The sequence below is a fragment of the Streptomyces sp. BRA346 genome, from assembly GCF_052851135.1.
The window spans coordinates 120,398-144,809 of sequence record NZ_JAIWIH010000023.1 but is presented as its reverse complement, the minus strand read 5'-3'; the positions used below and the strand labels follow the sequence as shown (position 1 = coordinate 144,809).

The window sequence follows — 24,412 nt, the reverse complement described above, 5'->3', positions numbered from 1 at the left end:
CGGTGACATCAGCCGCTGCCGCGGCGGGCGGCACCTCGCGGCCCCGCGCTCGTCGCTCCCCCAGCTACCGCTGGGAGGTGCCCCCTGACGCCGCTCGCTGATCCGGCCTGATCGACAAGACACCCCCAGGGCTGACCCCGGTCGCAACGGCTTTGTCACGAGCCGTCTCCGCAGCCCATCGGCGGGTGGCGGTGTTCACTGCCGACCGGGTAATGATTTGCGCATGACGAACGACGGGGGACGGGCGAACGAGCCCAGCAGCTACGATCTGCGGCCGCCGCAGCAGCAGGCACCGCCTGCGCCCGCGCCGCCCGCGCCCGCGCCGCCGCGACAGGCGGCGGGGCCCGGTGCGTACGAGCCCACGCAGGCTTCCGGGCAGCGCCCCGCTGCCGCACCGTACGACCCGCGCGACCCGCGCTCGGCTCACGGCGCGCACCACGGCCCCGACTCGGGGCGGCTCATCGGCGGCCGCTACCGGCTCCTCGGGCGCCTCGGCCACGGCGGCATGGGCACCGTCTGGAGGGCGCACGACCAGATCGTGGACCGCGAGGTCGCGGTCAAGGAGCCGCGCGTGCCCGACCATCTGCCGGACCGCGAGCGGCAGACCGTCTATCAGCGGATGGAGCGCGAGGCGCGCGCCGCGGCCCGGATCGACCACCCCTCCGTCGTCACCGTCCACGACGTGGTGGTCGAGGACGGCCGCCCCTGGATCGTCATGGAGCTGGTGCACGGCGATTCGCTGGCCGACCGGCTGACGGAGGGCACGCTCGACCCGCGCGAGGCGGCCCGGATCGGGCTCGCCGTGCTGGGCGCGCTGTCGGCCGCGCACGCGGCGGGCGTGCTGCACCGTGACGTCAAGCCGGACAACGTGTTGCTCGGCCGGGGCGACCGGGTGGTCCTCACCGACTTCGGCATCGCCCAGGTCGAGGGCGAGCAGGGGCTGACGGAGACCGGCGGCTTCGTCGGCTCGCCCGAATTCATCTCGCCCGAGCGGGTGCTGGGGCAGCGGCCGGGTCCGGCGTCGGACCTGTGGTCGCTGGGCGTCGTGCTCTACGCGGCGGTCGAGGGCATGTCCCCGTTCCGCCGTTCGCACACCCCCGCGACCCTCCAGGCCGTGCTGTCGGCCGAACCGCAGCGGCCCGCGCGGGGCCCGGACGCGCTCGGCTCCATCACCATGCGGCTGCTGCTCAAGGACCCGGCCATGCGCCCGTCGGCGGCCGAGACGCGGGAGGCGCTGGAGTCGGTCGTCCGGCCGGTGCCGCAGCCGCTTCCGACGGTCCCCCTCACGACGGGGGCGGGCGGATACGGCGGCGGCCCGGCGGCGCAGGGCGGCGCGGTGCAGGGCGGCAGCCGTTTCGTACCGCCGATCCTGCACAAGAACCGCACGGCGCAGTTCGGTCTGGGCGCCGCCCTCGTGGTGATCGCGTCCGTGTGCGTGCTGGTCTTCGCGCAGCCGTTCGCGAGCGAGAGCCCCCTGCCGTCCGGCTGGACGGTCCGCGAGGAGCGCGATGTGGTGGCCGCCTCGCTGGCGGTGCCGAGCGCGTACAAGCGGGTGCAGGACGACAGCGACGAGAACGCGCCGAGCGTCACCTTCGGCGACCCCAGCGGCGTCTACACCATCACCCTCACCAAGCTGGTCTCCGACCCGGAGCGGAAGATCACGGACGCCGCGGGCGTGGCCGGGGAGACCGTCGCGTACTACAAGAGCGGCGCCCTCTCGACCATGGACGAGGCGAGCAGCGGCACGGCGAAGGCGACGCGGCAGCAGGGCCGACCGGCGAAGGACCTGAACACCACCTTCTACGAGCCCGGCACCAGCAGCGACGAGAACCGCATCCTCTATCTGAACCGCGATCACATCTACGTCAGCGACGATCACGTCGCCTGGCAGCTGACCGTGACGATGCCCGCCAGGGGCGACGCCCGGGCGACCGGGGACGAGCTGTACGAGGACGTCGTGAAGAACCTGAAGATCGAGGGCATCTGAACGTCGCCCACAAATAGTTACCGCCGGGTACCCAAATCCCCCGGCCGGGGCCTACGCTCGCCCCCATGACCGACTCGCAGGACAGCGCACAGGACCAGGCCACAGCGTCACCCGCGGACGGAAACCCGGTCGCCGCCCAGGGCACCCGGACCGCCGCCGACGTCGTCACCCCCGAGCTGGTCGCCCGGCTCGCCCGGGGCATCGTGGGCAGCGGCAGCACCGTCAACCACACCCCGTTCACCGGGGAGGTCCTGGCCTCCGGGCTGCCCGAGTCCACCCCCGAGGACGTCGCCACCGCCTTCGAGCAGGCCCGCGAGGCCCAGCGCGCCTGGGCCGCCACCCCGGTGCGCACCCGCGCCGCCATCTTCCTGCGCTTCCACGACCTGCTGCTGCGCCGCCAGTCGGAGGTCCTGGACCTCATCCAGCTGGAGACCGGCAAGACCCGGCTGCACGCCCACGAGGAGATCCAGGGCGTCGTCCTGGCCGCCCGCCACTACGGCCGCAAGGCGCACAGCTATCTGCGCCCCAAGTCCCACGTGGGCGTCGTCCCCACGCTCACCAAGGTCACCGAGCTGCGCCAGCCGCGCGGCGTCGTCGGCCAGATCGTGCCGTGGAACTACCCGCTGGAGCTGTCGGTCGGGGACGCGATACCCGCCTTCGTCGCGGGCAACGCGGTCGTCATGAAGCCGGACACGGAGACCGTGCTGACCGCCCTGTGGGCGCGCGAACTGATGCTGGAGGCCGGAATGCCTCCCGGGGTGTGGCAGATCGTGGTCGGGGACGGCCCGGTGGTCGGCCCGGCCGTGGTCGAGCACGCCGACTACGTCTCGTTCACCGGCTCCACCCGCACCGGCCGCGGCGTGGCCCAGGCCGCCGCCGCCCGCCTGGTGGGCTGCTCGCTCGAACTCGGCGGCAAGAACGCCATGCTGGTGCTGCGCGACGCCGACCTCGACCGGGCGGCCGAGGGCGCGGTCCGCGCGTGCTTCGCCTCCGCGGGGCAGCTGTGCATCTCCATCGAGCGGCTGTACGTCCACGAGTCGGTCGCGGAGGACTTCATCGAGCGGTTCGCGGCCCGTACGAAGGCCATGCGGCTCGGCTCGGCCCTCGCCTACGGCGCCGAGATGGGCTCCCTCGTCTCCGACCGCCAGCTGGAAACCGTCACCCGCCATGTGGAAGAGGCCGTCGCCAAGGGCGCCACGGTCGTCGCGGGCGGCCGCCCCCGCCCGGACATCGGCCCGTACTTCTACGAACCGACGATCCTGGACGGCGTGGAGGCGCCGATGGCGGTGTGCACCGAGGAGACCTTCGGCCCGGTGGTGTCCATCTACCGCTTCTCCGACGAGGACGAGGCGGTCGGCCTCGCCAACGCCACCCCGTACGGCCTGAACGCCAGCGTCTGGTCCCAGGACGGCCGGCGCGCCCGCGCGGTCGCCGCCCGGCTGCGCGCGGGCACCGTCAACGTCAACGAGGCGTACGCCGCCGCGTACGGCAGCGTCGCGTCCCCGATGGGCGGCATGGGCGACTCCGGTCTCGGCCGCCGCCACGGCTCGGAGGGCATCCTCAAGTACACCGAGGCGCAGACGGTCGCCCAGCAGCGGCTGATGCCGCTCGGCCCGTCCTTCGGCCTGACGGACGAGAAGTACGCGGACTTCATGAGCCGCAGCCTGCGCGCGATGAAGGCACTGCGGCTGCGCTGACCGGTACGCATCGAACGGGAGGTACCCGGTGTCAGGGGACGAGCACGCCGATGACACTCAGGACGACGTGTACGACTACGACGTCATCGTCGTCGGGTCGGGGTTCGGGGGAGCCGTCTCGGCCCTCCGGCTGACCGAGAAGGGCTACCGGGTCGGCGTCCTGGAGGCGGGCCGCCGCTTCACGCCCGAGACCCTGCCCAAGAACTCCTGGGACCTCCGCAACTACCTCTGGGCACCGGCCCTCGGCCTCTTCGGCATCCAGCGCATCCATCTCCTCGGCAAGGTGATGGTGCTGGCGGGCGCCGGGGTCGGGGGCGGTTCGCTCAACTACGCCAACACGCTGTACGTCCCGCCCGAGCCGTTCTTCCGGGACCCGCAGTGGGGCGGCATCACCGACTGGCAGGAGGAGCTGGAGCCGTACTACGACCAGGCGCGGCGGATGCTCGGCGCCCGCCTCAACCGGACCATGACCCCCTCCGACGTCCATCTCAAGGCGGCCGCCGAGAAGATGGGCGTGGGCGACACGTTCCACATGGCGCCCGTCGGCGTCTTCTTCGGCGACGGCGAGGACTCCGACGGGTCGGCGAAGGCCGCGCCGGGGGAGACGGTCCCGGATCCGTACTTCGGCGGCGCGGGCCCGGCCCGCCGGGCGTGCACCCAGTGCGGGGAGTGCATGACCGGCTGCCGCCGCGGCGCCAAGAACACCCTCAACGAGAACTACCTCCACCTCGCCGAGCGGGCCGGTGCCGTCATCCACCCCATGACGACCGTGGTCGCCCTGTGCGACGCCCCGGACGGCGGCTACCACGTCACCGCCGTCCCGACCGCGAACCGCCGCAAGGGCAAGCCGAAGACGCTGCGCGCGCGGTACGTCGTCCTCGCCGCCGGTACGTACGGCACCCAGACCCTGCTGCACACCATGCGCGACCGGGGCCTCCTGCCGCGGCTGTCGGACCGGCTCGGGATGCTCACCCGCACCAACTCCGAGGCCCTGGTCGGCGCCCAGACCACCGACCGCCGCTACCGCGCCCGGCGCGGGGAGCGGCCCGACTTCAGCCGTGGCGTCGCGATCACCTCGTCCGTCCACCCGGACGAGAACACCCACATCGAGCCCGTCCGCTACGGCAAGGGCTCCAACGCGATGGGCATGATGTCCGTCCTCCAGATCCCGGAGGGCCGCGGCCCGAGCTGGCTGCGCTTCCTCGCGGCCAACCTCCGCCATCCGACGCTCGCCGCGCGGTCCCTGTCCAACCGGCGCTGGTCCGAGCGCACCATCATCGGCCTGGTCATGCAGACCCACGACAACTCGCTGACCACGTACCGCAAGACGAAGGGCCTGGGCAAGGGGCTGCTCACCGCCCGCCAAGGCCACGGCACGCCCAACCCGGACCACATCCCCGAGGGCGCGGCGGCGGCCCGTCACCTCGCCGAGTCGATCAACGGCTTCCCGGGCAGCAACGTCGGCGAGCTGATGGGCACCCCGCTGACCGCCCACTTCCTGGGCGGCTGCCCGATCGGGGCGTCGGCGGAGGAGGGCGTGATCGACCCGTACCACCGGCTGTACGGACACCCGGGGATCTGCGTGGTGGACGGCGCCGCCGTCTCGGCCAACCTGGGCGTGAACCCGTCCCTGACCATCACGGCACAGGCGGAACGGGCGATGTCGCTGTGGCCCAACAAAGGCGAGCAGGACCCCCGCCCGGCCCCAGGAGAGCCGTACGCAAGGGTGCCCCCGGTAGCCCCGAAGTCCCCAACCGTCCCCAAAACGGCCTTCGCGGCCCTACAAGTTGTGGGCAATCGTTCCCCCGGGGGCACCTCCCAGCGGTAGCTGGGGGAGAGACGGGTGGGCACAACCCACCCACCGGCCCGCACCCGACGACGAAACCCCGTAGGGCCACCCCGCTCCGGGGGTGACCCTACGGCCTACGCTCACGCCGAGTGACGCCGCCGCACGACGAACACGGCCCCGCCACCGACAGCCATGGCCACCCCACCGATGAGCCCGATCATCGGCAGCGCGGACGACGACCCGGTCTCGGCGAGCTTCCCGGACACCGGCAGCTCGCTCAGGTCCTTGCCGCCACCCTGCGGCGCAGGCCGGTTGCCCTTGTCCCCCGGCTTGCCCTTGGCGTCGTCGATCGGCCCCGGCTTGCTGCCCGCGACCAGAACGTCGAAGTCGTACTCCGTGATCTCGGAGAAGCCGCAGACGTCGTCCTCGTTGTGGTACGCGCCGATCGCGAAGCCGAAGCCGTAGCTGCCGGGGGTCTTGGCGTCGACCTTCAGCCGCAGCTTGGCGTCGGCGTACTCACCGGGCTTCAGCTCGCCGATCGAGCCGAAGTAGCCCGCCTCCTCGCTGACGGGCTTCCAGCTGTGGCTGTCCTCGTCGTACGACTGCACGGTGAGGAGCTTGGAGACGTCATCGAACTTGTCCTTGCTGATGGCGTTCACCGTCACGAACGCGTCCACCGACTTCATCGCCTTGTCGGAGATGTTGGTGGTGCGGAAGGTGAACGGCACCCAGCCGGAACCGGCCACGACCTTGCTGGGCAGCCCGCGCAGCTCGGTGGTGACGGCGGCTTCCTCGGACTCCTCCTCGCATTCCGCCGGGTCGGACGGCCCACCCGTGGGCTCGTCCGTGGGCCCGGTGGTCGGCTCGTCGGTGGGCTCGTCCGTGGGCTCATCGGTCGGCTCGTCGGTGGGCTCGTCCGTCGGCTCATCGGTCGGCCCGCCAGTGGGCTCCGCCGTCGGCTCGTCCGACGGCGGGACCGACGGCTCGTCACTCGGCTCGTCGCCCGGCGCGGTGGCCGACGGGGCGGGCGACGGCTCGGAGTCGGCGAAGGCGGCGGGCGCGGCGAGCAGCGCGGCAGGGGCTATGGCGGCCGTAGCTACGGCGGCCACCAGTGTGCGGCGAATCTTCATGAAGACCTCTTCTGGAAGGCCGTCGCGGTGGGGGCGCGGAGTGGCCGTACGTTCGGTTTGCACGTACATGACCACCCATATGGCCGAAAGGTTGCCTTCACGGTTGCTCACAGAATGGTCACAGAATCCGCAGAAGCCTCAGGAGACATGATCCGGAGCAGGCGTAGGGCCCCGGGACGCCGACCGTGGCGGGCGTCCCGGGGCCCTAGGCGGTCAGCACCGGCGTCAGGGCAGCGCCGGTGCTGAAGGAGCGGCGCCGGGGGGTTGCGCCGCGGGCTCGGGGTGTGGATCGGTGGGTATGACAGGAGGGGATCAATGGGGGAGGAAGGCGCGTCGGGGAGGAGGCGCGTCAGGGGCGTACGCCCGCGCGGCCGGACTCGTGATCAGCCGTGGTCGGGCCAATGACGGGTGCTGACCCGGGGTGTTTTCCCTCACTGCATCGTGGTGGATGCATCGCTCCGGGCGCAACCGTTTCGACTGGATACGGTCGGTCCCAGGCGTCCCCGGGACCGACCGCCCTGTGGATGGTGACCGGGCTGCTGTCCCCTGCCGACCGGTCACCTCGCCGACGCGGCACCGGGCTCAACGAGTCCGTTCGCGAGCCGGTCACGCGCCGTACGGGTGACGGGAGGGGCCGGATACGGGGACCGGGGCGTCAGGCCCGGCCGCGGCACAGCTCCAGCAGCGTCATGGCGAGGGTGGTGCCGGGCTTGCCGAGCGTCCGGCGGTAGCGGTCGAGGATCTCCATCTCGCGGGAGAGGTGCACGCGCCGCCCGCCCGCCGCGATGCGCGCCTCCTGGATGGAGGCCGAGACCGCCATCCGTTCCCGGACGAGTTCGAGGATGCGTCCGTCGAGGTCGTCGATCCGCTCGCGCGCCGAACCGATCACATCCGACGTCGTGCTCGTGCTCATATCCGTATCTCCTGGTCTCTGCTGTCGATGAGGCCGATGAGGCCGATGAGGTCGATCAGAGGGACCCGGAACCGGGGGAGACCCGAAGCCATACGCACCAGCGCCCCGGGCCTTGACCGGCCCGGGGCGCCTGGGAAGTCGCTTGTCAGTAGTTCAAGCAGCACGACCATGGCAGCCGGACGGGCCGGTGCCATAGGTAAAGACGAAGGTCATGCGCGTGGACATGAGGCTGATTATGGGCTGGTTAGAATCGAAAGTCCAACCCTCCAGTTCCACCGCCGGAAGGCCGCCGAAGTGCCATCAGCGTCCCCTGCTGCCGCCCCCGACACCGTTCTGGTCGTCGACTTCGGCGCGCAGTACGCCCAGCTCATCGCCCGACGAGTCCGCGAGGCCCGGGTCTACAGCGAGATCGTCCCGTCCACCATGCCGGTGGCGGAGATGCTCGCCAAGAACCCGAAGGCGATCATCCTCTCCGGCGGGCCCTCCTCGGTCTACGCCGAGGGAGCGCCCCGGCTGGACCGTGCGATCTTCGAGGCCGGGATCCCCGTCTTCGGCATGTGCTACGGCTTCCAGCTGATGGCCGTCACGCTCGGCGGCACCGTCGACAACAACGGTGCGCGCGAGTACGGCCGTACCGACCTGAACGTGACCAAGCAGGGCTCGACGCTCTTCGCGGGCACCCCCGAGCAGCAGCAGGTGTGGATGTCGCACGGCGACGCCTGCTCGGCCGCGCCCGAGGGCTTCACGGTCACCGCGTCCACCGACCAGGTGCCGGTCGCGGCGTTCGAATGCGACGAGCGCAAGCTGTACGGCGTACAGCACCACCCCGAGGTGATGCACTCCACCCACGGCCAGCAGGTCCTGGAGCACTTCCTGTACCGGGGCGCGGGCCTGTCGCCCACCTGGACCACCTCCAACGTGGTCGAGGAGTCGGTGGCGGCCATCCGCGAGCAGGTCGGCACCAAGCGCGCGATCTGCGGGCTGTCCGGCGGTGTGGACTCCGCCGTCGCCGCCGCCCTCGTCCAGAAGGCCATCGGCGACCAGCTCACCTGCGTGTACGTCGACCACGGGCTGATGCGCAAGGGCGAGTCCGAGCAGGTCGAGAAGGATTTCGTGGCGGCCACCGGCGTCCAGCTCAAGGTCGTCGAGGCCGAGCAGCGCTTCTTGGACGCGCTCGCCGGGGTCTCCGACCCCGAGGAGAAGCGGAAGATCATCGGCCGGGAGTTCATCCGGGTCTTCGAGCAGGCCCAGGCCGAGCTGGTGGCCGAGGCGGGCGCGGCCGGTGAGGCCGTGGAGTTCCTGGTCCAGGGCACCCTCTACCCGGACGTGGTGGAGTCCGGCGGCGGCACCGGCACCGCCAACATCAAGTCCCACCACAACGTGGGCGGACTGCCCGACGACATCGAGTTCCAGCTGGTCGAGCCGCTGCGCCGGCTCTTCAAGGACGAGGTGCGCAACGTCGGCCAGGAGCTGGGCCTCCCGGACGACATCGTCCACCGCCAGCCCTTCCCGGGCCCGGGCCTCGGCATCCGCATCATCGGCGAGGTCACCAAGGACCGCCTGGACCTGCTCCGCGAGGCCGACGCGATCGCCCGCGAGGAGCTGACCGCCGCCGGTCTGGACCGCGACATCTGGCAGTGCCCGGTGGTCCTGCTCGCCGACGTCCGCTCGGTCGGCGTCCAGGGTGACGGCCGCACCTACGGCCACCCCATCGTGCTGCGCCCGGTGTCCTCCGAGGACGCCATGACGGCCGACTGGTCGCGCCTCCCGTACGACGTGCTGTCGCGGATCTCGACCCGCATCACCAACGAGGTGGACGAGGTCAACCGGGTGGTCCTGGACATCACCAGCAAGCCGCCCGGCACCATCGAGTGGGAATGATCGTCATCTGATCGTCAACACCGACGCCGTCGCTCATACGTTTGGGTGGCGGCGTCGCTGTTTGCGCTGGGTACTCTGACCGCAGAGGCGAGACTCCGTCCCATGGGAGCAATCATGAGCGCCGCACGCGAGTACGAGCTGGACGAGCAGTACGAGTGGGCCCGCCCGCCGCAGGGCGGCTGGACGGCGGACGATCTCGACCGGCTTCCGAATCTTCCTCCGCACACGGAGCTGATCGACGGGAGTCTCGTCCTCGTGAGTCCGCAGGCCGCGTTCCACGCACGTGTCATGAAACTGCTCGAGTTCGCCTTGGAGAACCAGGCGCCGGACGCGTCAGAGGTCCTGCGGGAGATGAGCGTCCGGCTCGATGACAAGAACCGGATCGAGCCGGATGTCCTGGTGACGCAGGCGTACGAGTTTCTCGACGCGCACCAGACCTGGTACGGCCCTCAGCAGATCCTTCTGGCCGTGGAGGTCGTGTCGCCGGATTCCAGGGAGCGAGACCGGGAGGTCAAGCCGCGCAAATACGCCGGTGCGGGTGTGCCGCATTTCTGGCGGGTGGAGGAGGAGGGCGGCCTCCCCGTGGTCTACGTCTACGAGCTGGACCCCGCTGTGAACGCGTACCAAACCACCGGTATCTACCACAGCAAACTCACCCTGAGCGTCCCGTTCCCCATCGAGATCGACCTCACCGGGATCAACCCCCGTAGGCCCTGACCCTGGCCTCCTGCGATACCCAGAGGTAGCTTCCGCCTCGGAGCCTTGAAGGTCCCGAGGAGGGAGCTGCCGAGATGACGATGCCGATACCGCGGCCGAACCCCGAGCCGATACCGACCGACCAGCTGCACATCACCATGCCGCCCACCCACGCCTCCCCGGCCGACGAGCGGCGGTACCGCAAGGAGCGGCTGGCGGCGGCGCTGCGGATCTTCGGGCGGTACGGGTACGAGGAGGGGGTCGCGGGGCACATCACCGTGCGCGACCCGGAACTCACCGACCACTTCTGGGTGAACCCCTTCGGCATGCCCTTCGCCCACGTCACCGTGAGCGACCTGATCCTCGTCAACGAGGCGGGCCAGGTGGTCGACGGGCGCTACCACGTCAACCAGGCGGCCTTCGTCGTTCACTCTTCCGTGCATCGGGCCCGACCGGATGTGGTGGCGGTCGCCCACACCCGTTCCGCCCACGGCCGGGCCCTGTCCGCGCTCGGCGAGCTGCTGGAGCCGATCACCCAGGACGTGTGCGCCTTCTTCGAGGACCACGGGCTCTACGACAGCAGCACCGGCGTCGTCGTGGACGAGGAGGAGGGCCGCCGGATCGCGTCCGCGCTCGGTGCGTACAAGGCCCTCATCCTGCGCAATCGCGGTCTGCTGACCGTCGGGGACTCGGTCGACGCGGCCGCCTGGTGGTTCATCACGATGGAGCGCGCGTGCCAGGCGCAGCTGTCGGCGAAGGCGGCGGGGAAGCCGGTGCTCATCGATCACCGGAGCGCCGTGCAGACCCGTGAGCAGCTCGGAAGCGATCTTGTGGCGTGGATCAACTATCAGCCTCTGTATCTCCAGATCACCCGCGGTGAGCCGGACCTGCTCAACTGAGACCCCTCGCGGTGCGGCACAATCCTCCCTCAACACATGTCAGTTGGGCGTACAGAACGAGTGAACGACGGAGCGGTGAGACCTCGTGGCGGTGGACACGACGAAAGACGCCACGAAGGCGACAGTGAAGGCGGCGGGCGGACCCGGCGGCCACGGCCACGCGGACCACGGCGCGGCGGGCTGTGAGTGCCCGCAGGGCGCCCGCGAGGGCCACCGGCGGGCGGTGGCCGCGTTCGTGGCCATGCGGGAGCGTTTCGCGGCCGGAGAGGGCCTTCCGGCGGCTCTCGCGCACTCCGCGGGGGCGTCCCGGCAGTGGGTGTCGGACGAGCTCGCCCACGCGGCCCGTACGGTCCTCGACTGCGGCCAGGCCGAGAGCACCGCATGGCGCGACGCGGTGTGGCGGCGCACCCTGCTGGTGGTCTGGGGCGCTGTCGGGGCGCTGCTGATCGGGCAGTTGGCGACGGCGCTCGGCACCGGCTGGTCGGTCGCCCGCACCGCCGGGCTCACCGCCGCCCTCGTCACCGGGGCGCTGCTGACCCTCACCGCCCGGCTGCACTACGGCAACGGCGGCCCGCTCGCGCCGCTCGTCGGCGAGGACAACCGGATGTCCACCTCCCGCTCCCTCGCCGCCGCCTGGCTGCTGCTCGCCGTCTTCTCGGTGCTCGTCCTCGCCGTCGAGCTGGCCGTCGACCCCGGCGACCGGGACCGGATCGCCGGGGGTCTGTCCCTCGGGCACGCCGCCGGGCTGCTCACGGTCGCCTCGCTGACCTGCGTGGCCGCGGTGCTCGCCCGGCTCGTCGTCGCGGCCCGGGTGCGGGCTCAGCGGCTCCAGAAGGTCCGCGCGGTCCGCCCGCGCGCCGCCGACCTCCTCACGGACGACGCGGGCCGCGGCAGCTTCGCCGACGCCCAGTACGTCGTCGTCCACGCGGTCGCCCTCACGTTCGCCGCCGTCCGCCTCGCCCGCGAGCCGTGGCGGCTGCCGGAGCTGCCCTGGGGGCTGGTGCTGCTCGCCGTCGTCTCCGTCCTGATGTACCTCACCGGCAAGTACGCGGAGGGCGGCCGCCCGACCGTGCTGTCCGTCGTCCGGGTCCGCCCCGAGGAGGGCGGCATCGACCGCGACGCCCCGATCCGTACCGGCGACGACATCGAGATCCGCGGCAGCGGCTTCGTCCCGCCGGGCGCGGGGGACCCCGACCGGCTGGCCCGGATGGTCGTCCGCATCGGTGCCGTCCACGTCCACGTCCCCCTGGTGCCGGTGGCGGGCGGCTTCAGCAACCCGACCGATACGGCGCTGACCGTCCCGGTGCCGGTGGACGTGGAGCCGGGCCGGGTGGACGTGCAGGTGGTGACGGCGTCGGGGGCGGAGACGAACCGCTACCAGATCGACGTACTGGACTGAGTCGTAACCCCCCTGCACTGAGTCGGAACCCGCATTCCCTCCGTATGGTTTTGATGACTGCGCAACGGGAGAGGCGGGCGTCATGAGGCATGCGGACCGAACGGTCGGAGGGGGTCCCGCGGGAGACGCGGGCAGTGTGAACGTCGTGAGCGGCATAGGCGGCCCGCCGACGGGCGGAGTGCGGGAGACGGCAGCCCGCTATGCGCTGCTGCCGCTGCGGATCTTCCTCGGCGTCACCTTTGTGTACGCCGGGATCGACAAGCTCACCGATTCGGCGTTCCTCGCCGACAGCGGCGCGGGCTCGATCGGCCAGCTGATGAGCCAGGTGCGCGACACCTCGGCCGTCCCCTGGCTGGTCGACCAGGCCCTGAACGCCCCGAGCACCTTCGGCTACGTCATCGCCTTCGGAGAACTGGCCGTCGGCCTCGGCACCCTCTTCGGGCTCCTCACCCGCCTGGCGGCCCTCGGCGGGGCGCTGATCTCGCTGAGCCTGTGGCTGACGGTGAGCTGGCAGACGGAGCCGTACTACTACGGCAACGACCTGGCCTATCTGATGGCCTGGCTGCCCCTGGTCCTCGCCGGTGCCCCCTACCTGTCCCTGGACACGGTCTGGAGCAAGCACCGCCGCCGCCAGAACTCCCAGCTCTTCACCTGACGCACGGAACATCCGGCATCCGGCTCCGCTCAGGAGGGGAGCCGGATGCCGTCGCGGACCTTGTCGAAGATCGGGCGGTACCGGCTCCACTGGTCTTCCGGCGCGCTCAGATAGATCGCGTACTCCTTGTCGCCCTCGTTGCCGAAGCCCAGGTCGATCGCCCGGAACCAGCGGGCGCGGCCCTTGAACCGGAACTCCCAGATCGCCGCGGGCATGCCGCGGAAGGTGGTCTCCTGCATACGGGTCCGCTCGTACGCGAGGACCTCCTTCTTCAGGCTGGCCTCGACGTCCTCGAAGTGCTTGACCTGGTCGTCGGAGGCGAAGTCGAGGACGTTCACCGACAATTGGACCATCTTGGTGGGGTCGAGGTAGCGGACCTCCTGGGTGTTGTCGACCTTTCCGTCCGAGTCGGAGTCGATCTTCCATGCGTCGGGGACGGGGAAGGAGACGCCGAGGCCCTTCACCAGGCGGTAGCCCTCGGGGACGGGGGACGGGGTGAACGAGGGGGAGGCCGAGGGGGCCGAGACGGAGGGGCTGCCGATGTCCGCCTTCCACGCGTAGACGCCACCCGCCACCACCACGACCGCCAGCGCCGTCCCGACGGCGGTCCACCGGGCCTTGCGGGCGCCGGAACCCTGGGGCGGGGAGGCGGGAGGGAAATCGGGGACGGGGTTCGGCCGCTGCGGTGTGGGAGCGTCCCGCCGTGGGGGCGGCCCCGGAGGCGTCTCCGCGGCCGGGCTCCGGTTCGTCGTCAGGGCCATGGTCGTCGTGGTCGTCCGACCGCCGTCCTGCCCCTGCACCGGGAACACCGTCGTCTCCGGTTCCGACGCCGGGCCGCGCAGCGCCCGTTCCGTCTCCTCCGCCGACGGCCGCCGCTCCGGCTCCTTCTCCAGCAGCGCCTCGATCAGCGGGGCCAGCGAGCCCGCCCGCCGCGGCGGGTCCAGCGGGTCCACGGCGATCGCGTACCCGGTCTCGATCGGCGTCGGCTTACGGAACGGAGCCCGGCCCTCCACCGCCTGATAGAGCGTCGCGCCCAGCGCCCACAGGTCGGACGCCGGGCCGGGCTTGCGGCCGCGCACCCGCTCCGGGGCGATGTAGTCGATGGAGCCGACGACCTCGCCGGTCTTGGTGAGCGTGGAGGTGCCGGTGGCCATGGCGATGCCGAAGTCCGTGAGCACGACCCGGCCGTCCTTGCCGAGCAGCACATTGCCGGGCTTGACGTCGCGGTGCAGGACGCCCGCCGCGTGGGCGGCGCGCAGGGCGGCGATCATGCCGCGGCCGATGCGGGCGGTCTCGTCGGGGGAGAGCGTTCCGCCCTCCTTGAGCAGGTCGCCCAGGGTCGTGGACGGCACGTACTCCATGACGATGCAGGGCAGTCCCTCGTCGTCCACGACGTCGTGGACGACGACCACATTGGGGTGCGTGATGCGCGCCGCGCTCCGCGCCTCGCGGCGGGTGCGCTCGTGCATCGTCGTCAGTTCGTCCTCGCTGAGGTGCGGCGAGACGTGCAGCTGCTTGACGGCGACCTGACGGCCCAGCAGTTCGTCCTCGGCGCGCCAGACCGTACCCATGCCGCCGCGACCGATCTGCTCGGCCAGCCGGTACCGTCCGGCGATCAGCCGCCCTACGTCCGACACCGCACTCCCCTCCCGCTCCACGGCGGCTCGCTCTCCCCGCCCGCCGCGCATGTTCGACCCGCCACGATAGTCGCCACGACATCGGGGATGATCTCAGGGAAGGCCCAGGGTTCCACCGGATGCCGCCGGAACGACCGTCTTGTCACCATGGACGCATGACCGATGCACCCACCGTGGCGGACGAAGGCGAGGGCGCGGCCGGTTCCGGAGGATCCCGGGGCGCGGGCCCGCAGCCGCCGCCGTTCGCGCATGTGCCGCTGCGGCGCAGCCGCGACCAGAAGATGATCTCGGGGGTGTGCGGCGGGCTCGGCCGCTCCTGCGACGTCGACCCGGTGATCTTCCGGATCGTCCTGTCCGTGCTGGCCGTCGCGGGCGGAATCGGCCTGATCGTGTACGGCTTCTGCTGGCTGCTCGTCCCCATGAACGGGGAGGACGAAAACGAGGGGCGCCGACTGCTCTCCGGGCGTGTCGAGGGTCCGGCGCTGACGGCGGTCCTGTGCGCGCTGGTCGGCTGCGGGCTGTTCCTGTCGATGCTGAACAACGGCGGCGTGATGTTGTTCTCGTTCATGCTGGCCCTCGCGGCGGGCGGCGTCGGCTATTGGTCGCACCACCGGAGGCTGGCGACGGGCAGCGGTGCCCCGGTGGATCCGGCCACGGCGCAGGCCGTCGCGGACGCGCCCCCGGAGGCCAAGGCTCCGCCGACGCGGGGCGGGCCGGGGCCGTCGTGGTGGCGGGACCCGCTCGTCAAGGACGGCACGACGGGGCTGCCGGGCGCGGGCTCGGGGTATCTGTGGGGCCCGGACGACGGCCCGTACGACAAGGCCACGGCGCGGGCGGCGCGCGCCCGGCGGATCCGCGACCGGTCCTCCATCGGCGGCTGGATCTTCCTGGTCGCGCTCGCCGCCGCGGCCGCCGGCACCCGGCTCTCCTGGCACTCCCAACCGCTCGGCACCAGCCTGGAGATCGGCCTCACCTGCGCGCTGGCCGTCTTCGGCCTCGGGATGACGGTCAGCTGCTGGTACGGGCGGACGGGAGTGGGGACCGCCCTCATGACCGTCGTCACCTGCGCCCTGCTGGCCGCCGCCACGGCGCTCCCGCGGTCCGTCACCACCGACTGGTCCCGCGAGACCTGGGCCCCGACGTCCGCGGCCGCCGTACGGCCCTCGTACGAGCTGGGCGGGGGCGTCGGCGAGCTGAAACTCGACCGCTTCCGGCTGACGGACGACCAGACCGTCCGGACCCGGGCCGAGGTCGGCGCCGGAAAGCTCGCCGTGACGGTGCCCCGGGACGCCCGCCTCAAGCTGTCCATCCGGACGGGGCTCGGCGACATCCGGCTCCCGGGCGAACGCAACGACGACATCGACATCGAACCGGGCCGGGAGCGCACCCTCACCCTCGACCCGAAGGGCGGCGCGAGCGCCGCGCACGGAACGCTGGTGCTGCGGCTGTCGATCGGCCTGGGGAACGTGGAGGTGACGCGCTCATGAAGCGCCATCCGGTGGAACCGGGAAAGCTGGTGGCGGGCCTCGTCGTGCTGGGTGTCGCGACGGTGTACGGGCTGGACGCCGCCGGGGAGTGGGACGTGCGGACGCTCGTACCGCTGATGGTGCTGGTCGGGGGATTGTGCGGGGCGGGGGTGGTGTCGGCCCTGACGTACCTGGCCCGCCGGAAGCGGGCCCGCGGAACGGACACCCCCTAGTGCCGCGTCAGTCAAGGTTCGCCCGGTAGCGAGGTCGGCCTCGTAGTGGGCCTACTCGGTCGATTCGGCAACGCCGCAGATGGCCGTGCCAGGGCGGCGAGCGGGGTGAACCTTGGCTGACGCGGCACTAGCTCTGCCCCATTGCTACGCTCCCCGCCGTGATCCTTCCGACGGTCGACGACATACGGGCGCTGCACGAGAAGTACGCGCCGACGCGCGAGGCGTTCGAGCTCGTCCACACGCACTGCGAGATCGTCTGGCGCGTAGCCGAGCAACTGCTCGCCGCCGACGCCCACCCCCTCGACGCCGACCTCGTCCGCGCGGGCGCCTTGCTCCACGACATCGGCGTCTACCGCCTCTACGACACCATGGGCCGACTCCGCACCGACGACTACATCCGCCACGGCGTCCTCGGCCACGCGATCCTCCGCGAGGAGGGCTTCCCCGAGCGCCTGTGCCGCTTCTGCTCCTGCCACACCGGCGTAGGGCTCACCCGCCACGACGTCGAACGCCAGGCGCTGCCCCTGCCGCCCGCCGACTACGTGGCCGAGACCGGCGAGGAACAGCTGGTCATGTACGCGGACAAGTTCCACACCAAGACCACCCCTCCGGCGTTCCTCTCCTTCGACACCTACGCCACCCACGTGTCCCGCTTCGGCCCGGAGAAGATCACCAAGTTCCAAGCCCTACGCACCCGCTTCGGCGAACCGGATGTCGAGCCGCTTGCCGCGAGATACGGCCACGCGCACACCTGAGCCCACCCCTGACGCCGTCCCCGCTGTTCGGGCGGGCTCGGTGAGGCGGCCCCGCTGCGGGTGGGGCTGCTCAGCGACGGCCCCCTGACGCGGCGCGGGCTGTTTGGTGACGGCCCCGTCGCAGCTCGGCGCGGCGCATCTGCCCCCGCTCGGGCGGCACTCGGCGCGGGGCGGTGTCCGTCGCCGACGGGCCCGCGGTGTCCGGGGTCCAGGGGCGGAGCCCCGGCGGGGGTGTGGGGGCGGAGCCCCCACCCTGGGGTCCGGGGCGGAGCCCCAGTTTCGGGAAGGGGCGGGGTGGGGAACAAGCCGCCGCAGGCGCCCACCGCAGGCGCCCACCCGCCCCCTCCGGGAATGATCAGGGTCGCCCCTGATGTCCGGACCACACCCCCCGTGTGACGATCGGAGGCATGACCGCCCCCGCACCCCCGACCACCCCCACCCCCACGGAGCCACCCCCGCGCAAGCTCTACCGCAGCGCCGAAGGCCGCCTCCTCGGCGGCGTGGCGAGGGGCCTCGCGGGGCATCTGGGGCTGCCGGTCTCCTGGGTACGGATCGCGTTCGTCGCCCTGATCATGGCGGAGGGCTTCGGCACCCTCCTCTACGCGCTCTTCTGGTTCATCGTCCCCCTCGGCGTAGGCGGCGTGGGCGAGACGACCCGCCCCCTCACCACCGTGGGCCCCGACGGCCGCCGCCGGATCCTGGCCCGCAAGCCGGAACGCGGCCAGATCATCGCCCTGGTCGCGCTCTTCATCGGCATGGGCATCTTCATCCAGGGCTTCCAGCTGGGCCGCGCCAACACCTACATCTGGCCGCTGCTCCTCGTGGGGGCGGGCGTCGCCCTGTTCTGGCGGCAGGCGGACAACGCCCGCCGCGCCCAGTGGGTGGAGCTGAGCCGCAGCAAGCGGGTGCTGCCGCTGGCCCGGGCGGGGGCGGGGGTGGTGCTGGTGGGCGCGGGGGTGACCGGCATCCTCGTCCTCCAGGGCCAGGGTTCGGCCCAGTACCTGGGCGCCGCCCTCCAAGCGGCCCTCGCCGTGATCGTCGGCATCGCGCTGCTGGCGGGCCCGTACGTGATCCGGATGACGCAGGACCTCTCCGAGGAGCGTCTGATGCGCATCCGCGCCCAGGAGCGGGCCGAGGTGGCGGCGCACGTCCACGACTCGGTGCTGCACACCCTGACCCTGATCCAGCGCAGCGCGGAGGACCCGCGCGAAGTGGCCCGGCTGGCCCGCGCGCAGGAGCGGGAGCTGCGCGCGTGGCTGTACAAGCCGGAGGGCACGGGCAAGGACGAGGCGGAGGAACCGGACACCCTCGCGGAGGCCGTCAAGGCGACGGCGGCGGAGGTCGAGGACCACCACGGTGTCCCGATCGAGGTCGTGGTGGTCGGCGACTGCCCGCTGGACGAGAGACTGGCGGCGCAGATGCAGGCCGCACGCGAGGCGATGGTGAACGCCGCCAAGTACGGTGGCGACGGCGGGGCGGTCCAGGTGTTCGCCGAAGTCGAGGGCGCGACGGTCTTCCTGTCCGTACGCGACCGGGGCCCGGGCTTCGATCTGGACGCGGTACCGGACGACCGTATGGGCGTCCGCGAGTCGATCATCGGCAGAATGCAGCGGAACGGCGGCACGGCCAGGCTGAGGTCCGCGCCCGACGGGGGCACGGTAGTGGAGCTGGAGATGGAGAGGGCGGCGACGACATGACCGAGGCAACGGGCGGCGGCGGTACGGACGCGACGAACGGAACCACCGGCACGGACGCCCGCCGGTGCCGCGTCGTCCTCGTCGACGACCACCGCATGTTCCGCACCGGCGTCCAGGCCGAGATCGGCGAGACGGCCCGTACCGGCGTCGAGGTGGTCGGCGAGGCGGCCGACGTCGACCAGGCCGTCACCGTGATCACCGCGACCCGCCCCGAGGTGGTCCTGCTCGACGTCCACCTCCCCGGCGGCGGCGGGGTCGAGGTGCTGCGCCGCAGCGCCGCGCTGATGGCGGCCACGGAGCGCCCGGTGCGCTTCCTCGCCCTCTCCGTCTCGGACGCCGCCGAGGACGTCATCGGCGTGATCCGCGGCGGCGCCCGCGGTTACGTCACCAAGACGATCACCGGCACCGACCTGGTCGACGCGATCTTCCGTGTCTCCGAGGGCGACGCGGTGTTCTCCCCGCGCCTGGCCGGTTTCGTCCTCGACGCCTTCGCCTCCACGGACGCCCCGCCCGTGGACGAGGACCTGGACCGCCTCACCCAGCGCGAACGCGAGGTCCTGCGCCTGATCGCGCGCGGCTACGCCTACAAGGAGATCGCCAAGCAGCTGTTCATCTCGGTGAAGACGGTGGAGAGCCACGTCTCGGCGGTCCTGCGCAAGCTCCAGCTCTCCAACCGCCACGAACTCACCCGCTGGGCCACCGCCCGCCGCCTGGTCTGACGCCTGCTCTCAACCCAGGCGGCGGGAGGCCGGGCCCACTTCAGATCGGCGAGGAGGTCATCGAGGGCCCGGGCGAGCTTGCCCACCACACCGTTGAGCGCATCGCTGCCGCGGCGGGCGTCGCGAAGCCGACCGTCTACCGGCGCTGGCCGTCGAAGGGCGCGCTGATCGTGGACTGCCTGCTGGACGCGCTCGGCGAGCCGGAGCACCGGGTGCTCTTCTTCATCGACGAAAGGCCGTCACGGGTGCACGCAAGTCCCGAGCGGCGGGGGTCGTAACCTGATGCGTCGTAGGCGTCCTTTGAACAACCAGGAGGTTGACCGGTGATCACTCTGACCGCGGTGGGAGGGGTGGCCCTGGTCGAACTGGGCATGGTTCTGACCCCGGGACCCAACATGGTCCACCTCGCCTCCCGCGCGATCACCCAGGGCCGAAGGGCGGGCCTGGTCAGCCTCGGCGGGACCGCCGTCGGGTTCCTGTTCTACCTGCTGGCCGCGGCCGCGGGCCTGTCCGCGTTGTTCGCCGCGGTGCCGGTGGCGTTCACCGTGGTCAAGCTGGCCGGGGCCGCCTACCTGGCCTACCTCGCCTGGGGCATGCTCAAGCCCGGCGGTCGCTCGCCCTTCGCCCCGGACCAGGACCTGCCCCCGGTCTCCGACGCCCGCCTGTTCTCGATGGGGCTGCTGACCAACCTGCTCAACCCGAAGATCGCTTTGATGTACGCCGCGCTGCTGCCCCAGTTCCTGGACCCTCAGGGAGGCCCGGCCTGGGCGCAGTTGCTCCAGCTCGGTGGCGTGCAGATCGTCGTCGGGATCACCGTGAACGGGCTGATCATGCTGGGCGCAGCACGGGTCTCGGGGTTTCTGGCCACCCGGCCCCGCGTCATGGCCGCCCAGCGGTTCGCGGCAGGCGGCCTGCTCGGCGTCTTCGCACTGCGCACCGCCCTGTCCCGCACCCCGGTCTCCGCCGGACCCTGACCCTGACCCTGACCCGCGTGCCCGAGAGGCGAGGGTAGCGGTGGGGAACGTTCCGGTGGGGTGGCCGCGTTGCCCCAGGGTCCGCTCACGTCGCTGCCCTGGGAGCATCGTGCCCGCAACCACGCCCGCCACCTCCACCACCGTCCCCGCACCTCCGGCACCCCCGGCCCTGAGTGCGCAGGCCGAGCGGCTGATCGAGCTGGGGGTGCACGAGATCGCCGGGTTGTCCGCCGCCGAGATCCGTACCTTCGCCGCCGCCCAGGCCGCTGCGGGCGGCGGGGGCGCCCTGCTCGCCGTTCACCCGGACCGGGCCCCCGCCTCCGCCCTCGCGCCGCTGATCCACCGCGGCGACAAGCCGGGCTTCGTCGTCACCGACATGCCCGACGTCGACCTCTTCGCCCCGCTCGACACGGTCGTGCTGCCCGAGGCCCCGCTCTACCTGCTCACCGGCCTCGACCGCGGCGACCAGATGGCCAACTGGAGCCCGAACGAGGCACTTCCGGCCCTCACCGCGGAGGCCCGCACGCCGTTGCTGCTCACCGAGGGCATCCACTGGGTGATGCAGCAGCCCGCCGTTCTGGAGCGCAACCACTGCTTCATGACCATCGGCTCCCGCCTGCGCAAGGCCAACGGGGCCCTGGACTCCCGCACTCCGGCGATCTGGATCAGCAACGGCACCGGGCGGGACGGCCGCGAGCGCCGCGACGCCCCCAAGGTGGGCTGGTGCTGGGCGAACAACCGCCACACCTGGCTGGGCTTCGCCTCCGCGACGGGCCGCCTGTCCGACGCCTAGGCGGCCCCATCGACCGGCTGCGCGGCGATCGCGCGCGGCAACCGTTCGCGGCACGCCCCGGCGTCGTCCGGGGCGAGCTCGCCGCCCTCGATCCGGCCACCGGCGTCCGAGCCTGGGCAGCCACGACGAACAGAACGCCGCCATCGCCGCTTACATCCGCTGGCACAACGCCCGCGCCGAGCCGAAAACCAATTTCGCCCCCGACTCACCCATCCGCGCTTGGACCGATGACCCCGCCAAGGTCCTGACGAGCCACTAGGATAAGAAGGCAGCGGGCCGAGAACGGCCCGCCGGGTTTCACCGCCGCGCCGGGGTGTCTTTCCCGAGGGAACGGCTGAATGGGCACACATCACGGGCGAGAATTCTGGAGGCGACCGGTACTCCGGGCCCCCAGTCGCTCCGCCGTGCCCCGAGTTCCGAGGCCGGGCCGCACGAGGCGCATGGCCACCGCCGCGACCATTGTCGCGCTCGCCTGCGGCCTTGCGACAACGAGCTGCGGCGGCGGCACAAAGCCCGGTCCCACGGCCACCACGGGGGAGGTCGGAGTGGTCATTCCGAAGACCACGCCATTCTGGCGGGCCTATAATGCCGCCGTCCCTCCGCAGGCCAAGGCTCACGGCGTCAAAATGCTCCCCGCAGTGAATTCCCAATCCGATACCCACAAACAGATCTCCGATATCCACACCCTGCTGGTCCAGCAGGTCAAGGGCCTCGTCGTGGGGCCGCTGGATTCTGCGGCGATCCGGCCCGGCTTGCGCGCGGCCGGGCAGGCGGGGGTGCCGGTGGTAGCGGTGGACGTCGCACCGGACAGCGGCAAGGTCGCCATGGTGGTCCGGGCGGACAACCGCGCCTTTGGCCGGAAGGCATGCCAGTACCTCGGCGATGCCGTCAAGACCGGCAAGGTCGTGCAGATCCAGGGCGGCCTGGCGTCGGTCAACGGCCAAGACCGCACGAAGTCCTTCCTTACCTGCATGGCCAAGCACTACCCGCGCATCAAGGTTCTGAATATCCCCGCGGACTGGCAGGCCGGTAAGGCCGCGGTCGGCCTGGAATCGATGTACCACGCCCATCCCGATATCAAAGGCATCTACCTCCAGGCAGGCGGCGATTATCTGGTACCGGCGCTGTCGATCCTGCAACGAAACAACGCCCTCTTCCCGGTCGGCGACCCCAGACACATCACCATCGTCGCCAACGACGGCATCCCGCAGGAACTCGATGCGATCCGCAAAGGAAAGATCGACGCCACCGTCTCCCAGCCCATCGATCTCTACGCGAAATACGCCATGAGCTACATCAAGAAGGCTATGGAGGGGCAGAAGTTCGCACCGGGGCCGACGGACCACGGCAGCACCATCGTCCGGCTGCCCAGCGGAATCCTTGAGGACCAGCTCCCCGCCCCCGTGGTCACCAAGCGAAACGTGAACGACCCATCACTGTGGGGCAACCGCGTCTAGTGGCTGACAGGACCTTGGCGGGGTCATCGGTCCCAGCGCGGATGGGTGAGTCGGGGGCGGCTTCTCTCCATCGACCAGATGCGCGGCGATCGCGCGCGGCAGCTCCTCGCGGCACGCCCCGGCGTCGTCCCCCGCCCAGCAGACGTAGCCGTCGGGGCGCAGGAGCAGCGCGCCCGCGCCCAGGTCGGCTTCGGCCCGGGGCTTGGCGCGTACGAGGTCGACGTGTCCCGGTAGCTGTAGGTCCTCCGGGACGAGCCCGGCCACGTCCAGCAGTACGGCGTGCCCCGACCCGAAGAGGGCCGACAGCCGGGTCGGGCCGTCCGGGGTCGTCAGTTCGGCGTCCGGGACCCGCCGCCCGGTGAGGGGGTGCGTGCCGGGTACGTCGTAGTGGAGGGCCAGGCCGGAGATCAGGCCCGACAGGTACCGGTTGGTGTCCGGCAGCCGCATCAGGTCGGTGAAGATGTCCCGGAGGGCCGCCACGTCTTCGCTGGGGCGGGGGTCCGCCAGGACCCGCTGCGCCGCGGTGTGGTGGAGGACCCGGGCCGCGACCGGGTGCCGTTCGGCGTGGTAGGTGTCCAGCAGCCCGGCCGGGGCCCGGCCCTGGAGGGTCGCGGCGAGCTTCCAGCCCAGGTTGAACGCGTCCTGGAGGCCGAGGTTCAGCCCCTGGGCGCCCAGCGGCGGGTGGATGTGCGCGGCGTCCCCGGCGAAGAGCACCCGGCCTTCCCGGTACCGCTCGACCTGCCGGGTCGCGTCCGAGAACCGCGAGGCGTTGTCCACCCCGCCGAGCACCGTCTCCTCGCCGTACACGGCCCGCAGCGCGGCGGCGATCTCGTCCCCGCCGACCGGGGTGGCCCGGGTGAGGTCCTCGGGGTCCTCGCGCCCGAAGGCCCCGTAGGTGAGCCGGTAGCGGTCGTCGCCGATCGGGATGAGCATGGACCAGTAGCCGTTCGCCTGGCGCGTCAGCGTGCTGATCTGCCCCCGCTCGCGCGGCACCAGCGACGACGCCGCCGACAGCCGGATATCGGCGAGCACGGCGAGATACGTACCGGGCCGCCCCGGGAACGGCACCCCGAGCGCCTTACGGACCCCGCTGCGTCCCCCGTCGCACGCCACCACGTACCGCGCCCGCACCCGCGGCCCGCCGTCCGCCGTGGTCACGGTCACCCCGTCGTCGTCCGGCTCGACGGCCGTCACGGCGGCGCCGCGCCGTACCCGCGCCCCGAGCGCGGTGGCCCGCTCCTCCAGCACCTCTTCGATCTCCCACTGCGGGAGCATGACCGGGGACGGATACCGGGTGTCCCAGGGCCCGCAGTCCAGCGGCACCGGCAGCAGCGCGAAGTTCGCGCCGACCGGAGGGCCGGGGATCGCCCGGCGCCGCATCGGCTCCAGCAGTCCGCGCGACTCCAGGAGCTCGGCGGTACGGGCCTGGATCGCGCCGCCCTTCGTCTGCCGGTTGCGGCTGGTCAGCTTCTCCAGCACCAGGGTCTCCACCCCGGCCAGCGCCAGTTCGTACGCCAGCGTCAGCCCGGTCGGCCCGGCGCCCACGATCACGACGTCCGTCTCGGTCTCGTTCATCCCATGCTCCCCCTCGTTCGTTGCACTCGGTATACTTCTACACCAGGTGCAGAAATATTC

The 24,412-nt window shown here is 71.8% G+C and carries 21 protein-coding genes; 17 read left to right on the top strand and 4 right to left on the bottom strand.

What is annotated here, in order from left to right:
• Positions 1-223: 223 nt before the first annotated feature.
• The 3 genes from LCH29_RS26455 to LCH29_RS26445 all read left to right on the top strand — a co-directional run bounded on the left by LCH29_RS26455 (position 224) and on the right by LCH29_RS26445 (position 5,512).
• Positions 224-1,987, top strand: a complete 1,764-nt coding sequence (locus tag LCH29_RS26455) for a serine/threonine-protein kinase (RefSeq protein WP_446464216.1) — start codon at positions 224-226, stop codon at positions 1,985-1,987.
• Between the two features lie 65 nt (positions 1,988-2,052).
• Positions 2,053-3,684, top strand: a complete 1,632-nt coding sequence (locus LCH29_RS26450; RefSeq protein ID WP_446464215.1) for a succinic semialdehyde dehydrogenase — start codon at positions 2,053-2,055, stop codon at positions 3,682-3,684.
• A 28-nt stretch (positions 3,685-3,712) separates the two neighbouring features.
• The gene (locus LCH29_RS26445) at positions 3,713-5,512 is read left to right on the top strand and encodes a GMC oxidoreductase (protein ID WP_446464214.1); all 1,800 of its coding nucleotides are present in this window, start codon (positions 3,713-3,715) and stop codon (positions 5,510-5,512) included.
• Positions 5,513-5,613: 101 nt separating this feature from the next.
• On the opposite strand, the gene LCH29_RS26440 is transcribed toward LCH29_RS26445, so the two are convergent.
• Together LCH29_RS26440 and LCH29_RS26435 are read right to left on the bottom strand one after the other, a co-directional pair.
• Entirely contained in the window at positions 5,614-6,603 is a 990-nt protein-coding gene (locus LCH29_RS26440; RefSeq protein ID WP_446464213.1) for an LAETG motif-containing sortase-dependent surface protein, read from the bottom strand.
• A 655-nt stretch (positions 6,604-7,258) separates the two neighbouring features.
• The gene (locus LCH29_RS26435; protein WP_123106898.1) at positions 7,259-7,516 is read right to left on the bottom strand and encodes a chorismate mutase; all 258 of its coding nucleotides are present in this window, start codon (positions 7,514-7,516) and stop codon (positions 7,259-7,261) included.
• 294 nt (positions 7,517-7,810) lie between these two features.
• On the opposite strand from LCH29_RS26435, the gene guaA reads away from it, so the two are divergent.
• The 5 genes from guaA (at position 7,811) to LCH29_RS26410 (ending at position 13,046) form a co-directional block, all read left to right on the top strand.
• A complete protein-coding gene (gene guaA, locus LCH29_RS26430) occupies positions 7,811-9,397 on the top strand; it encodes a glutamine-hydrolyzing GMP synthase (RefSeq protein WP_446464212.1) in 1,587 nt (528 codons plus the stop codon).
• Positions 9,398-9,511: 114 nt separating this feature from the next.
• Positions 9,512-10,114, top strand: a complete 603-nt coding sequence (locus tag LCH29_RS26425) for a Uma2 family endonuclease (RefSeq protein WP_446464211.1) — start codon at positions 9,512-9,514, stop codon at positions 10,112-10,114.
• 74 nt (positions 10,115-10,188) lie between these two features.
• Positions 10,189-10,992, top strand: a complete 804-nt coding sequence (locus LCH29_RS26420) for a class II aldolase/adducin family protein (RefSeq protein WP_446464210.1) — start codon at positions 10,189-10,191, stop codon at positions 10,990-10,992.
• A 124-nt stretch (positions 10,993-11,116) separates the two neighbouring features.
• Positions 11,117-12,391, top strand: a complete 1,275-nt coding sequence (locus LCH29_RS26415; RefSeq protein ID WP_446464255.1) for a hypothetical protein — start codon at positions 11,117-11,119, stop codon at positions 12,389-12,391.
• Between the two features lie 82 nt (positions 12,392-12,473).
• On the top strand, positions 12,474-13,046 hold the full coding sequence (locus tag LCH29_RS26410) for a DoxX family protein (protein WP_446464209.1): 573 nt from the start codon (positions 12,474-12,476) through the stop codon (positions 13,044-13,046).
• 29 nt (positions 13,047-13,075) lie between these two features.
• Here LCH29_RS26410 and LCH29_RS26405 read toward each other — a convergent pair whose 3' ends face one another.
• Positions 13,076-14,734, bottom strand: a complete 1,659-nt coding sequence (locus tag LCH29_RS26405; protein ID WP_446464208.1) for a protein kinase domain-containing protein — start codon at positions 14,732-14,734, stop codon at positions 13,076-13,078.
• 104 nt (positions 14,735-14,838) lie between these two features.
• On the opposite strand from LCH29_RS26405, the gene LCH29_RS26400 reads away from it, so the two are divergent.
• The 9 genes from LCH29_RS26400 (at position 14,839) to LCH29_RS26360 (ending at position 22,777) form a co-directional block, all read left to right on the top strand.
• Complete coding sequence (locus tag LCH29_RS26400) at positions 14,839-16,170, top strand: PspC domain-containing protein (RefSeq protein ID WP_446464207.1); 1,332 nt, start codon at positions 14,839-14,841, stop codon at positions 16,168-16,170.
• Positions 16,167-16,382, top strand: a complete 216-nt coding sequence (locus tag LCH29_RS26395; protein ID WP_446464206.1) for a hypothetical protein — start codon at positions 16,167-16,169, stop codon at positions 16,380-16,382. Before LCH29_RS26400 ends, LCH29_RS26395 begins: the two co-directional genes overlap by 4 nt.
• Positions 16,383-16,540: 158 nt before the next feature.
• Complete coding sequence (locus tag LCH29_RS26390) at positions 16,541-17,137, top strand: HD domain-containing protein (RefSeq protein WP_446464205.1); 597 nt, start codon at positions 16,541-16,543, stop codon at positions 17,135-17,137.
• Positions 17,138-17,544: 407 nt separating this feature from the next.
• Positions 17,545-18,834, top strand: coding sequence for a PspC domain-containing protein (locus tag LCH29_RS26385; RefSeq protein ID WP_446464204.1), 1,290 nt, complete (start codon positions 17,545-17,547; stop codon positions 18,832-18,834).
• Complete coding sequence (locus LCH29_RS26380; RefSeq protein WP_446464203.1) at positions 18,831-19,553, top strand: LuxR C-terminal-related transcriptional regulator; 723 nt, start codon at positions 18,831-18,833, stop codon at positions 19,551-19,553. Before LCH29_RS26385 ends, LCH29_RS26380 begins: the two co-directional genes overlap by 4 nt.
• Positions 19,526-19,831 carry a TetR family transcriptional regulator gene (locus LCH29_RS26375; protein ID WP_446464254.1) on the top strand — a complete coding sequence of 102 codons (306 nt, stop codon included), beginning with the start codon at positions 19,526-19,528 and terminating at the stop codon, positions 19,829-19,831. Before LCH29_RS26380 ends, LCH29_RS26375 begins: the two co-directional genes overlap by 28 nt.
• 45 nt (positions 19,832-19,876) lie before the next feature.
• On the top strand, positions 19,877-20,527 hold the full coding sequence (locus LCH29_RS26370; protein WP_446464202.1) for a LysE family translocator: 651 nt from the start codon (positions 19,877-19,879) through the stop codon (positions 20,525-20,527).
• Between the two features lie 109 nt (positions 20,528-20,636).
• Positions 20,637-21,320: a DUF5701 family protein gene (locus tag LCH29_RS26365; protein ID WP_446464201.1), complete on the top strand. Its 684-nt coding sequence runs from the start codon at positions 20,637-20,639 to the stop codon at positions 21,318-21,320.
• A gap of 440 nt (positions 21,321-21,760) precedes the next feature.
• Positions 21,761-22,777, top strand: coding sequence for a sugar ABC transporter substrate-binding protein (locus LCH29_RS26360; protein ID WP_446464200.1), 1,017 nt, complete (start codon positions 21,761-21,763; stop codon positions 22,775-22,777).
• Here LCH29_RS26360 and LCH29_RS26355 read toward each other — a convergent pair.
• The gene (locus LCH29_RS26355) at positions 22,754-24,352 is read right to left on the bottom strand and encodes an FAD-dependent monooxygenase (protein ID WP_446464199.1); all 1,599 of its coding nucleotides are present in this window, start codon (positions 24,350-24,352) and stop codon (positions 22,754-22,756) included. The genes LCH29_RS26360 and LCH29_RS26355 overlap by 24 nt on opposite strands.
• Positions 24,353-24,412 lie beyond the last annotated feature (60 nt).